At 72.1% G+C, this 11,811-nt stretch carries 10 protein-coding genes; 6 read left to right on the forward strand and 4 right to left on the reverse strand.

Annotation, left to right across the window (positions count from 1 at the left end; all coding sequences use genetic code 11):
- The first annotated feature begins 11 nt into the window (after positions 1 to 11).
- Positions 12 to 2,084 carry a putative bifunctional diguanylate cyclase/phosphodiesterase gene (locus tag HT134_RS34790; protein WP_175604720.1) on the forward strand — a complete coding sequence of 691 codons (2,073 nt, stop codon included), beginning with the start codon at positions 12 to 14 and terminating at the stop codon, positions 2,082 to 2,084.
- Here the strand turns inward: HT134_RS34790 and HT134_RS34795 are convergent.
- On the reverse strand, positions 2,068 to 2,523 hold the full coding sequence (locus HT134_RS34795; protein ID WP_175604721.1) for a hypothetical protein: 456 nt from the start codon (positions 2,521 to 2,523) through the stop codon (positions 2,068 to 2,070). The two genes, HT134_RS34790 and HT134_RS34795, sit on opposite strands and share 17 nt — an antisense overlap.
- Before the next feature lie 147 nt (positions 2,524 to 2,670).
- On the opposite strand from HT134_RS34795, the gene gatC reads away from it, so the two are divergent.
- The 3 genes from gatC to gatB are packed head-to-tail and all read left to right on the forward strand — an operon-like array spanning position 2,671 to position 5,956.
- The gene (gene gatC / locus HT134_RS34800; protein ID WP_101787882.1) at positions 2,671 to 2,970 is read left to right on the forward strand and encodes an Asp-tRNA(Asn)/Glu-tRNA(Gln) amidotransferase subunit GatC; all 300 of its coding nucleotides are present in this window, start codon (positions 2,671 to 2,673) and stop codon (positions 2,968 to 2,970) included.
- Entirely contained in the window at positions 2,967 to 4,457 is a 1,491-nt protein-coding gene (gatA, locus tag HT134_RS34805) for an Asp-tRNA(Asn)/Glu-tRNA(Gln) amidotransferase subunit GatA (protein WP_175604722.1), read from the forward strand. The genes gatC and gatA overlap by 4 nt, the downstream gene beginning before the upstream one ends.
- Before the next feature lie 11 nt (positions 4,458 to 4,468).
- Positions 4,469 to 5,956 (forward strand): Asp-tRNA(Asn)/Glu-tRNA(Gln) amidotransferase subunit GatB, encoded by a 1,488-nt coding sequence (gatB, locus tag HT134_RS34810; protein ID WP_246366163.1) that lies wholly within the window; start codon positions 4,469 to 4,471, stop codon positions 5,954 to 5,956.
- Positions 5,957 to 6,169: 213 nt separating this feature from the next.
- Here gatB and HT134_RS34815 read toward each other — a convergent pair whose 3' ends face one another.
- Genes HT134_RS34815 through HT134_RS34825 form a run of 3 tightly spaced genes read right to left on the reverse strand, consistent with a single transcriptional unit; the run spans position 6,170 to position 9,216 of the window.
- Positions 6,170 to 7,690 (reverse strand): tripartite tricarboxylate transporter permease, encoded by a 1,521-nt coding sequence (locus HT134_RS34815; protein ID WP_175604723.1) that lies wholly within the window; start codon positions 7,688 to 7,690, stop codon positions 6,170 to 6,172.
- Positions 7,691 to 8,236 carry a tripartite tricarboxylate transporter TctB family protein gene (locus HT134_RS34820; RefSeq protein ID WP_175604724.1) on the reverse strand — a complete coding sequence of 182 codons (546 nt, stop codon included), beginning with the start codon at positions 8,234 to 8,236 and terminating at the stop codon, positions 7,691 to 7,693.
- Complete coding sequence (locus tag HT134_RS34825; RefSeq protein WP_175604725.1) at positions 8,236 to 9,216, reverse strand: tripartite tricarboxylate transporter substrate binding protein; 981 nt, start codon at positions 9,214 to 9,216, stop codon at positions 8,236 to 8,238. The genes HT134_RS34820 and HT134_RS34825 overlap by 1 nt, the downstream gene beginning before the upstream one ends.
- 144 nt (positions 9,217 to 9,360) lie before the next feature.
- On the opposite strand from HT134_RS34825, the gene HT134_RS34830 reads away from it, so the two are divergent.
- Complete coding sequence (locus HT134_RS34830; RefSeq protein WP_376768141.1) at positions 9,361 to 10,953, forward strand: ATP-binding protein; 1,593 nt, start codon at positions 9,361 to 9,363, stop codon at positions 10,951 to 10,953.
- Entirely contained in the window at positions 10,950 to 11,744 is a 795-nt protein-coding gene (locus HT134_RS34835; RefSeq protein WP_175604727.1) for a response regulator, read from the forward strand. Before HT134_RS34830 ends, HT134_RS34835 begins: the two co-directional genes overlap by 4 nt.
- Positions 11,745 to 11,811: the final 67 nt, after the last annotated feature.

The following is an 11,811-nucleotide window of genomic DNA, read 5'->3' on the forward strand; positions in this document are numbered from 1 at the left end:
TCTGTTTACCGATGACTGACCCAACCGACACCCGCGACACAGGACCACGCGTCGGCACGCCCCTGTGGGCGTACCTCGCGGGCGTCACCGTGATCGGCTTCACCGCCCTCGCCGTGTCCCTGCTCCGGCTGGACGTGGGGCCGATGGTGGAGCTCGCCCGCACGTCCCTGTTCTGGGTGCTGGCCGTGCTGGTCATCCTGGGGGAGCTGCGGCCCGTGATGGTGTCCTCGGCGGCCCTGGTCGGCGGCACGTATCCCTCGACGATGTTCACCTTCGCCGTGCTGCTGCACTTCGGTCTGCCCGTGGCGGTGATCACGCAGTGCGTGGCCGTCGCGATCAACGGGGTGGTGACGCGCCGGGCCTGGCATCGGGTGATGTTCAACACCGCGCAGTCGACGCTCGCGCTGACCGCCGCCGCCGTGGTGCTGGGCGTGTTCGGGATCGTGCCGAGCCCGGCTCAGCCGTGGGTGCCGGAAGGGGCCGACCTGCCCGCCATCGGCATCGCGGGCGTCGCCTACTTCGCCGTGCGGGCCGCGCTGGTCAGCGGCGCCGTCGCCCTGCACGAGCGCCGGTCGATCGTGCGCGTGATCAGGGCCTCGATCGGCCCGCAGAGCCTGGTGTACGCGGGGCTGCTCGGCCTCGCGCCGCTGGTCGTGGTCGTCATGAGCCAGGCGCCCGAGATGGTGCCGCTGTTCGTGGCGCCGCTGGCCGCCGTCTACTTCACCGCGACGCTGTCGATGCGGCGCGACCACCAGGCGCTGCACGACGAGCTGACCGGGCTGCCCAACCGCAAGATGCTCATCGTCAGCACCGAGGAGGCGCTGGCCGAGGCCCGCCAGGACGAGCGGGTCGGCCTGTTCCTGCTGGACCTCGACCGGTTCAAGGAGGTCAACGACACCATGGGGCACCCGGTGGGCGACCGGCTGCTCCAGATGGTGGCCCACCGGCTGACCCACTCCGTACGGCCCGGCGACGTGGTGGCCAGGCTGGGCGGCGACGAGTTCGCCGTGCTCCTGCCCTCGATCCGAGACGCCCACGCGGCGCGCGAGGTGGCGTCCCGGCTGCGGGCGGCCCTGACCGAGCCCGTCCGCCTGGAGGGGATGACGTTCGACCTCGACGGCTCGGTCGGCATCGCCCTCTACCCCGACCACGCCCCCGACTTCGAGCTGCTGCTGCAACGCGCCGACGTGGCCATGTACCTCGCCAAGGAGGGCCGTACGGGCGTGGAGCTCTACCAGCCCAACAAGGACCGCAACTCGCCCGAGCGCCTCAACCTGCTCGGCGACCTGCGCCGCGCCGTCGACAACGGCGAGCTGCGGCTGCACTACCAGCCCAAGGTCAGCCTGGCCGACGGCGCGGTCCACGGGGTCGAGGCGCTGCTGCGCTGGCGGCACCCGGTGCACGGGCCGATCGCGCCGTCGGAGTTCATCCCGCTGGCCGAGCAGTCGTACCTGATGCGCCAGCTCACCGCGTACGTCATCGACAGCGCGCTGGAGCAGGCCGCCCGATGGTGGCACACGGGCCTGCCGGTACGGGTCTCGGTCAACATCTCCGCCCGCGACCTGCTCGACTCGGCGCTGCCGGAGCAACTGGAGCTGGGGCTGGCCAAGTACCAGCTCCCGCCGGCGGCCATCCAGCTGGAGGTCACCGAGCGCATCCTCATGGGCGACCAGGCCTACCAGCACGAGGCGATCAAGGCACTGGCCGCGCTGGGAGTGCCGCTCGCGCTCGACGACTTCGGCACCGGCTACTCCTCGCTCATCCGGCTCCAGCGGCTGGCCATCTCCGAGGTCAAGATCGACGCGTCGTTCGTGCGGCGCATCGCCGAGTCCGAGGACGACGCGCGGATCGTCCGCTCCATCGTCGACCTGGTCCGCTCGCTCGGGCTGCGCTCGGTCGCCGAGGGCGTCGAGACGGACGCGGCGGCGCTGCGGCTGGCCGAGATGGGGTGCGACCTGGGTCAGGGCTGGCTGTTCGGCAAGCCGATGTCCCCGGCCGACGCCACGACGTGGCTGCGCGACCGCTTCGAGCCCTCGTCGGCCATCGAGTACGGATACCGGCCCGAGGTCACCCAGACGGCGTGAGCGAGCGGGCGCGCCAGATCTCCAGCGCCCGCCGGGCCGGCCAGATGGCCAGCGCCGGCCACCCGAGAGTGGTGAGCACCACCATGACGGCGAACCTGTAGTCGAAACTGCCAGGGTGGTACACCTCCGCCCCATCGCCGACGTCGATCGCCGGCACCCGGTCTCCCGGGACGACCGAGAAGCTGAGGTCGCGCATGATGGTGTAGTCCCTGGTCTCCCGGCCGTCGGCCGACGCGAAGGCTCCGTGCCAGGAGCAGGAGCCGTGCCGGCAATGCTGCTCCTTCGCGGTGAATGTCCCCGGGACGCCCTCGTTCCTGGCGGCGCGGGCCTCGAAGGAGATGGTGGAGACGGTCAGGAAGGCCGTCAGGACGCCGGCCGCCAACAGGGCCACCATGCCGAGCAGGGTGAGCACGAACCACTTCCGAGTCCTGCGATCCATCGGCGCTCCCGGACATGTAGACCCGCTACGTGGATCATGCACCCGGTCCGGGTCTGTTGCCAGGGTGTCAATGGTTCGGAGGCGTTCCGTCACGGCCCCTAGGATGTGAGTGTCCAAACTCCATCCACGAAACGGGTTCAACGACTCATGTCCGCCATAACCCGCGACGAGGTCGCGCACCTGGCCCGGTTGTCCAGGCTGGCGCTCACCGACGACGAGCTCGACCACTACGCCACGCAGCTCGATGCCATCATCGAGTCGGTCGCGAAGGTCGCCGAGGTCGCCGCCGAGGACGTGCCGCCGTCGTCGCACGCGCTCCCGCTGACCAATGTCTTCCGTGCCGACGAGGTGCGACAGTCCCTGACGCCCGAGCAGGCGCTCTCCGGCGCCCCCGCCGTCGAGGACGACCGCTTCCGGGTGCCGCGCATCCTCGGGGAGGAGGCATGAGCTTGATCCAGAAGAGCGCCGCCGAGCTCGGCGCGCTGGTCGCGGCCGGTGAGGTGTCGGCCGTCGAGGTGGCCGAGGCGCACCTCGACCGCATCGCCGAGGTCGAGCCCAAGATCAACGCGTTCCTGCACGTCGACCGGGAGGTGACGCTCGGCCAGGCGCGCGCCGTCGACGAGCGGCTGCGCTCCGGTGAGCGGCTCGGCCCGCTGGCCGGCGTGCCGATCGCGCACAAGGACATCTTCACCACCCGTGACATGCCGACCACGGCCGCGTCCAGGATCCTCGAAGGCTGGCGCCCGCCGTACGACGCGACCGTGACGCGCCGCCTGCGCGAGGCCGGGCTGGTCATCCTGGGCAAGACCAACCTGGACGAGTTCGCGATGGGCTCCTCCACGGAGAACTCCGCCTACGGCCCGACCCGCAACCCGTGGGACCTGGACAAGATCCCCGGCGGCTCGTCGGGTGGTTCGAGCGCGGCCGTCGCCGCGTACCAGGCGCCGCTGTCCACCGGCACCGACACGGGCGGCTCGATCCGGCAGCCCGCAGCCGTCACCGGCATCGTCGGCATGAAGCCGACCTACGGCGGCTCGTCCCGGTACGGCCTGATCGCCTTCGCCAGCTCGCTCGACACGCCGGGCCCGTTCGCCCGCAACGTGCTCGACGCGGCGCTGCTGCACGAGGCGTTCTCCGGGCACGACCCGCTCGACTCGACCTCCATCGACGCGCCGGTGCCCTCCGTGGTGGAGGCGGCCCGGCAGGGCGACGTGGCGGGCCTGCGGGTCGGCGTGGTCAAGGAGTTCGGCGGCGAGGGCTTCCAGCCGGGCGTGCAGGCCCGCTTCAACGAGGCGGTGGCGCTGCTGGAGTCGCTCGGCGCCAAGGTCGTCGAGATCTCCTGCCCGTCGTTCGCGACGGCGCTGCCCGCCTACTACCTGATCGCGCCGTCGGAGTGCTCGTCCAACCTGGCGCGCTTCGACGCCATGCGCTACGGCCTGCGCGTCGGCGACGACGGCACCCGCAGCGCCGAGGAGGTCATGGCGCTGACCCGGGCCGCCGGCTTCGGCCCCGAGGTCAAGCGGCGCATCATGCTCGGCACGTACGCCCTGTCGAGCGGCTACTACGACGCCTACTACGGCCAGGCGCAGAAGGTGCGCACGGTCATCGCGCGGGAGTTCGAGGCCGCCTACCACCAGGTGGACGTGCTGATCTCGCCGACGACGCCGACGACGGCGTTCCCGATCGGCGAGCGGGCCGACGACCCGATGGCGATGTACCTCGCCGACCTGTGCACGATCCCGTCCAACCTGGCGGGCAACGCGGCGATCTCCGTGCCGTGCGGCCTGGCCGACGAGGACGGCCTGCCGGTCGGTCTGCAGATCATGGCGCCGGTGCTGGGCGACGACCGCTGCTACCGCGTCGCCGCCGCGGTCGAGAAGGCCCTGGAGAGCCGCTGGGGCGGCCCGCTGCTGAAGGAGGCTCCGGCCCTGTGACGACCACGAAGATGTCCTACGACGAGGCGCTCGACCGGTTCGAGCCGGTGCTGGGCCTGGAGACGCACGTCGAGCTGGGCACCGCCTCGAAGATGTTCTGCGGCTGCCGCACGATGTTCGGCGCGCCGCCGAACACGCAGGTCTGCCCGACCTGCCTGGCGCTGCCCGGCTCGCTGCCGGTGGCCAACGCCCAGGCGATCGAGTCGACGATCCGCATCGGCCTGGCGCTGAACTGCTCCATCGCCGAATGGTGCCGCTTCGCCCGGAAGAACTACTTCTATCCGGACATGCCGAAGAACTACCAGATCTCGCAGTACGACGAGCCGCTCTGCTTCGACGGCTACATCGACGTCGAGGTCGACGGCGAGACCGTGCGCATCGAGATCGAGCGGGTCCACCTGGAGGAGGACACCGGCAAGTCCACCCACGTGGGCGGCGCGACCGGCCGCATCCACGGGGCCGACTACTCGATCGTCGACTACAACCGCGCCGGCATCCCGCTGGTCGAGATCGTGACCAAGCCCATCCCGGGCGCCGACCGGCTGGCGCCGGAGGTGGCCCGCGCGTACGTCACCGAGCTGCGCGAGATCATGCGTTCGCTCGGCGTCTCCGACGTGCGCATGGAGGAGGGGTCGCTGCGCTGCGACGTCAACGTCTCGCTCATGCCGCGCGGCTCGTCGGAGTGGGGCACCCGCACCGAGACCAAGAACGTCAACTCCCTGCGCAGCGTCGAGCGCGCCGTGCGCAGCGAGATCGAGCGGCAGGGCGCGGTCCTGGCCGACGGCGGCCGGATCGTGCAGGAGACCCGGCACTTCCACGAGGACACCGGCACCACCACGTCCGGCCGGTCCAAGGAGGAGGCGCAGGACTACCGCTACTTCCCCGAGCCCGACCTGGTGCCGATCGCGCCCGACCCGGCGTGGGTGGCCGAGCTGAAGGCGGCGCTGCCCGAGCTGCCGTCGGTCAAGCGCAAGCGGCTGCAGGCCGAGTGGGGGCTGTCCGACCTGGACATGCAGGCCATGCACAACGCCGACGCCATCGACCTGGTCGAGGCGACGGTCGCGGCGGGCGCCCCGGCGGCCGACGCGCGCAAGTGGTGGATGGGCGAGCTGGCGCGCCGCGCCAACGAGAGCGGCACCGCGCTCGCCGAGCTGCCGATCACGCCGGCCCACATCGCCCGCGTCACCGAGCTGGTGGCCTCCGGCGCGCTCAACGACAAGCTCGCCCGCGAGGTGCTGGAGGGCGTGCTGAACGGCGAGGGCACGCCGGACGAGGTGGTCGACAAGCGCGGCCTCAAGATCGTCAACGACGAGGGCGAGCTGTCCGCGATCATCGACGAGGTCCTCGCGGCCAACGCCGACGCGGCCGAGAAGGTCCGCTCCGGCAAGATCGCCGCTGTGGGCGCGCTGGTCGGCGGCGTGATGAAGGCCAGCCGCGGCAAGGCCGACGCGGCCCGGGCGCGGGTGCTGATCCTGGAGAAGCTGGGCGTCTCCGAGTAACCCGAGAGCTCGGTCCGAGTGGCTCAAGAGCTCGGTCCGAGTGGCTCAAGAGCCCGGTCCGAGTGGCTCAAGAGCTCAGAACGTGCGAAAGGCCCCGCCGGCGGATGATCGGCGGGGCCTTGGCACATCCCTGGACGCTCCCTTGAAGCACTGATCGCAGTGCCCCAGAGACGGCGCGTCAATCCTCGACCGCGTGATCTTCTGCGGCCGGTGTCAGTCCTCCTCGTGGATCACGGTCGGGGCGAGCTCCCTGCGCACGGCCAGCCTGCGCACGAGCGGCGTGAGCAGCGCCCCCAGGGCGAGCAGCAGCAGCACCACGGCGACCGGGCTCTTGACCAGCACGGTCACGTCGCCGGCGCCGATGGCCAGGGCCCGGCGGAGCTGGATCTCCGCCATCGGGCCGAGGATCATGCCGATGACGGCCGGGGCCACCGGCAGCCCGAAGCGGCGCATCGCGAACCCGAGCAGGCCGAGCACGTAGAGCACGACCAGGTCCACCACGGTCCCGTTCAGCGCGTAGACGCCCAGGGCGGCGAACACCACGATCCCGGCGTACAGGTAGGGCCGGGGGATGCGCAGCACCCGCGCCCACAGCGGGGCGAGCGGCAGGTTCAGCACCAGCAGCATCGTGTTGCCGATGAACAGCGACGCGATCATGCCCCACACCAGCGCCGGGTTGTGGTCGAACAGCTGCGGTCCGGGCTGCAGGCCGTACTGCTGGAAGGCGGCCAGCAGGATCGCGGCCGTCGCGGACGTGGGCAGGCCCAGCGTCAGCAGCGGCACGAGCGTGCCCGCGGCGGAGGCGTTGTTGGCCGCCTCCGGCCCCGCCACGCCCTCGATGGCGCCCTTGCCGTACTCCTCGCGGGCCGTGCCGCGGGCCAGGCGCTTCTCGGCCGCGTACGACAGGAAGGTGGGGATCTCGGCGCCGCCGCCCGGCAGCGCGCCGAACGGGAAGCCGAGCGCGGTGCCGCGCAGCCACGGCTTCCACGAGCGGGCCCAGTCGGAGCGGCCCATCCAGGCCCGGCCCACGGGCACCACCTCGGGCGTGGAGTGGCGCAGCCGGGAGGCCACGTACAGCGCCTCGCCGAGCGCGAACAGCCCGACCGCGACGATCACCACGTCGATGCCGTCGAGGAGCTGCGGGACGCCCATGGTCAGGCGCGCCTGCCCGGTCTGCTGGTCGATGCCGATGAGCCCGATGACCAGGCCGAGCCCGAGCGAGGCCAGGCCGCGCACGAGCGAGCGCGACAGCACGGCCGAGACCGCGGTGAAGGCGAGGATCGCCAGCGCGAAGTAGTCCTCCGGCCCGAACGCGATCGCGAAGGCCACCACCGCCGGGGCGGCGACCACGAGCAGCGCGGTCGCGATCGTGCCGGCCACGAACGAGCCGATGGCGGCCGTGGCCAGGGCCTGGGCGGCCCGCCCGCGCCGGGCCATCTTGTTGCCCTCCAGCGCGGTGATCATCGACGACGACTCGCCGGGCGTGTTGAGCAGGATCGACGTGGTCGAGCCGCCGTACATGCCGCCGTAGTAGATGCCGGCGAACATGATGAACGCGCTCGCGGGCGGCACCGTGAACGTGATCGGCAGCAGCAGCGCCACGGTCATGGCCGGCCCGATGCCGGGCAGGACGCCGACGAGCGTGCCGAGCGTGACGCCGACCAGCGCGTACAGCAGGTTGACGGGGGTCAGCGCGGCGCCGAACCCGTCGATCAGGAGCTGGAGCGAGTCCACCTACAGCACCCCCCTCAACCAGCCGGCCGGCAGCGTCACGCCCAGCCCCTTGACGAACAGCAGGTACGTCACGAGCCCCAGGACCACCCCGACGACCGCCGCGCGCACCTTGTGCCCGGCGCCGAGGACCACGGACAGCCCGAAGAACAGCAGGGCCGAGCCGATGATCCAGCCGACGACGTTGAGCACGGTGACGAACGCCAGGAAGATCCCGCTCACCAGGGCGACGCTGCGCCAGTCGGCGGGGGCGTCGGCGTCGACGTCCTCGCTCTCCTCCGGGTCGCCCTGGCCGCCGCGCAGCACGTCGATGACGTAGAAAACGCCTACGACGATCATCGCGCCGCCGACCAGGGTGGGGAAGAAGCGCGGGCCGATGCCGAGCTGGGAGGCCGCCGCCGACACGTCGAGCGTGCCGACGATGACCAGCACGCCCAGCGCCAGCACCACGAGGGCGAGCACCAGCTCGGGCCGCCACCGGCGGCGCGGCTCCTCCCCGGCCGAGGGCTCCCCCGAGGGGACGCGCACGGGTGTGTCCGGTGTGGACATCAGGACACGAGCCCCATCTCGGCGATGATGCCCTTGACCCGGGCCTGCTCGGAGGTGAGGTAGTCGGCGAACTGCTGGCCGGTCTGGAAGGAGTCGATCCAGCCGTTCTTGGCGACGGCGTCCTTCCACGGCTGCGAGTCGTGCATCTTGGTGACCAGGTCGGTCAGGGCCTTCTTGTCGCCCTCGCTGACGCCGCCGGGCGCCACGAAGCCGCGCCAGTTGGCCAGCTCGACGTCCAGGCCGCCCTCCTTGAGGGTGGGCGCGTCGAGGCCGGAGATCCGCTGCGCCGAGGTGATGCCCAGGGCGCGCAGCTTGCCGGACTTGACGTGCTCGGCGAACTCGCCGACACCCGAGATGCCGATCGTGACCTTGCCGCCGAGCAGCGCGTTGAGCGCCTCACCGCCGCCGGAGTGGGCGATGTAGTTGACCTTCTTGGGGTCGACGCCCGCGGCCTTGGCCATGAGGCCGGCCACGATGTGGTCGGTGCCGCCCGCCGAGCCGCCGGCGACGGACACCTTGGCCGGGTCCGCCTTCCAGGCCGCGACCAGGTCGGAGAGCTGCTTGAGCGGGGAGTCGGCCGGGACCACGACGATCTCGTACTCCTCGGTCAGCTTGGCGATGGGCGTGGTCTCGGCGAGGGTGACCTTGGACTTGTTCTGCTCGACCGCGCCGAGCATGACCAGGCCCATGGTCATCAGCAGGTTGCCGTTGCCCTTCTCGCCGGCGAGCTGGGACAGGCCGATGGTGCCGCCCGCGCCCGGGACGTTGTAGACCTCGACCCTGCGCTTGGGGTCGGCGGCCTTGAGCGCCTGCTCGGCCACGCGCGAGGTCTGGTCCCAGCCGCCGCCGGGCGAGGCCGGCGCCATGATCCGCAGCGTGCCGGCGGCGCCCGAAGTGCCGCCGCCACCGGCGTTCTCGCCGCAGCCGGTCAGCGCGGCGATGGAGATCGCCGCGAGGGCGGCGAGTATACGCATCCGCATGAGAACTCCAAGGGGGGGATTTCACGGTATGAAACCTGGATGGTGAAGTCCGTCACGCGAGGAGTCGAGCTTTATCTGGTAGTAGTCTTTTAGGTCTTTTTGGTCGCTACCCCGCTGTGACCTGCGGATGTTTCCATGAGTGGGGTGAGACGAGTACGCGACGCGTCCCTCGGGACGCAGCTCTTCGTGCTCCAGATGGTGATCGTGCTGCTCGCCGTCGGGGGCACCGCCGGCGTGTGGGCGGAGCACACGCGCGACCAGCTCGACGCGCTGCACGAACAGCGGGCCCTGGCCATCGCCCAGTCCGTCGCCGCGCTCCCGCAGGTGCGCGACGCGTTCGACCTGAAGAACCCCGAGACGGTGCTCCAGCCGCTCGCGGTGAGCGTCCAGCACTCCACCGGCGCCGACTACGTGGTGATCGCCAACCGCGAGCAGACCCGCTACGCCCATCCGAACACCGCGCTGATCGGCCGCAAGCTGTCCACCGACGGCACCACGGTGCTGAACACCGGCCGCAGCTGGGTCGGCACCGAGACCGGCACCATCGGCACCACCGTGCGCGGCAAGGCGCCCGTCTTCGACGAGTACGGCGAGGTCATCGGCCTGGTGTCGGTCGGCGTGCTGCAGACCACGGTCACCGGCCAGCTCGCGGACGCGCTGCCGCCGCTGCTGTGGACCGCGCTGGCCGTCCTGGTGTCGGGGCTCGCCGCCGCCGCGCTGATCACCGCGCGGGTGCGCAGGCAGACGTTCGGGCTGGAGCCGAGCGAGATCGCCGCGCTGCTGGAGCAGCGCGAGGGCGTCCTGCACGGCGTGAAGGAGGGCGTGCTCGCCCTCGACCTCGCGGGCCGGGTGACGCTGGTCAACGACGCCGCCCGCGAGCTGCTCGACCTCGTGGGTGACGACCTCGTGGGCGAGGAACTGACCCGGCTGCCGGTCTCCGGCCGCATGCGCGACGTGCTCGGCGGCGCCGACCCGGGCGAGGACCGGATCGTGCTGCACGGCGACCGCGTGCTGGTGCTCAACCGCACGCCCGTGTCCGTACGGGGCCAGCACCGCGGCTGGGTGGTGACCCTGCGCGACCGCACCGAGCTGGTACGCCTGGCCCGCGAGCTGGACGACACCAGCAGCGCGACCGAGGCGCTGCGGGCCCAGGCGCACGAGTTCGCCAACCGCATGCACACGGTCGTCGGGCTGCTGGAGCTGGGGGAGCACGAGGCCGCGATCGGCTTCATCACCCGCGGCACCGGCACCGCGTACGCCGCCGACCTGCGCGAACGGGTCCAGGAGCCGACGCTCGCGGCGCTGCTGCTGGCCAAGTCCGCCGAGGCGGCCGAGCGCGGCGCCCGGCTGGTCCTGGCCGACGACTCGGCCGTGCCCGAGGGCTCGCTCGGCGACCCGCGCGACGCGGTCCTCGTGGTCGGCAACCTGGTGGCCAACGCGATCGACGCGCTGGACGGCGCGCCCGGCACGATCGAGGTGTCCGTGCGGGCCGGCGACGACGGGCTGCGGGTGCGGGTGGGCGACTCCGGCCCGGGCATCGCGCCGGATCTGGTGGAGGAGGTGTTCCGGGAGGGCTTCACCACCAAGGCCGCCCATTCCGGGCCGCGCGGGCTCGGCCTGGCGCTGACCCGGCAGGCGTGCCTGCGCCGGGGCGGCTGGGTCAGGGTGCGCAACGAGCGGGGCGCGGTCTTCACGGCCCTGCTGCCGCCCCCGGCCGAGGCGGTGGCGGCCCGATGACGCGGGACCCGGAGGCCGCCGCGGCGCCGGCCGCCCGCGCCGGCGACCTCGGTGAAGGCGCCCGGTCCGGGCCCGCCCGTGCCGGTGACCTCCCTGAAGGCGCCCGGCCGGGGCCCGCCGGTGACGAGCGGGGCGAGATCCGCGTGCTCGTCGTGGACGACGACTTCATGGTGGCGCGCATCCACAGCGGGTACGTCGCCCGCGTCCCCGGCTTCCGGGTGGTCGCGACGGCGCACACCGGGGCCGACGCGCTCGCCGAGGCGGCCCGGCACCGGCCGGACCTCGTCCTGCTCGACATCTACCTGCCCGACATGTCGGGGCTCGACGTGCTCAAGGACCTGCGCGACACCGACGCGCTGGTGATCAGCGCGGCCCGCGACGTGCCCACGGTCCGGGAGTCCATGCGGCGCGGCGCCGTCAACTACCTGATCAAGCCGTTCACCGCCGACGCCCTGGCCGAACGGCTCCGGCAGTACGCGGAGACCAGAAGGCAGCTCACCTCCATCGGCCCCGAGGCCCGGCAGGACGAGGTGGACCGGCTCTTCGGCACGCCCTCCTCGGCCGCGTCCCTGCCCAAGGGCCTGTCGCCGGCCACCTGCGCGCTGGTCGCCGAGACGCTGCGCGAGGCGGGCGGCGACCTGTCGGCGGCGGAGACGGCCGAGCTGGCCGGCCTGTCGCGGGTCAGCGCCCGCCGCTACCTGGAGTACCTGTGCGCGGAGGGCCGGGCCGAGCTGAGGCCCAGGTACGGCACGGCGGGCCGTCCCGAACATCGCTACCAGTGGAGAGGTTGACACCCATCCGTAGCCGTATTCCGTGACATATCCAGATGCTCGTGCCTTACTGTTGCCTGAAGATGTG

It is taken from the genome of Nonomuraea rhodomycinica, assembly GCF_013363995.1.
Taxonomy (GTDB): domain Bacteria; phylum Actinomycetota; class Actinomycetes; order Streptosporangiales; family Streptosporangiaceae; genus Nonomuraea; species Nonomuraea rhodomycinica.

What these genes read in the sequence shown, in the direction of transcription:
- HT134_RS34790 (WP_175604720.1), top strand. Translation starts at nt 12, where the DNA reads ATGACTGACCCAACCGACACCCGCGACACAGGACCACGCGTCGGCACG.
- HT134_RS34795 (WP_175604721.1), bottom strand. Translation starts at nt 2,523, where the DNA reads ATGGATCGCAGGACTCGGAAGTGGTTCGTGCTCACCCTGCTCGGCATG.
- gatC (WP_101787882.1), top strand. Translation starts at nt 2,671, where the DNA reads ATGTCCGCCATAACCCGCGACGAGGTCGCGCACCTGGCCCGGTTGTCC.
- gatA (WP_175604722.1), top strand. Translation starts at nt 2,967, where the DNA reads ATGAGCTTGATCCAGAAGAGCGCCGCCGAGCTCGGCGCGCTGGTCGCG.
- gatB (WP_246366163.1), top strand. Translation starts at nt 4,469, where the DNA reads ATGTCCTACGACGAGGCGCTCGACCGGTTCGAGCCGGTGCTGGGCCTG.
- HT134_RS34820 (WP_175604724.1), bottom strand. Translation starts at nt 8,236, where the DNA reads ATGTCCACACCGGACACACCCGTGCGCGTCCCCTCGGGGGAGCCCTCG.
- HT134_RS34825 (WP_175604725.1), bottom strand. Translation starts at nt 9,216, where the DNA reads ATGCGGATGCGTATACTCGCCGCCCTCGCGGCGATCTCCATCGCCGCG.
- HT134_RS34835 (WP_175604727.1), top strand. Translation starts at nt 10,950, where the DNA reads ATGACGCGGGACCCGGAGGCCGCCGCGGCGCCGGCCGCCCGCGCCGGC.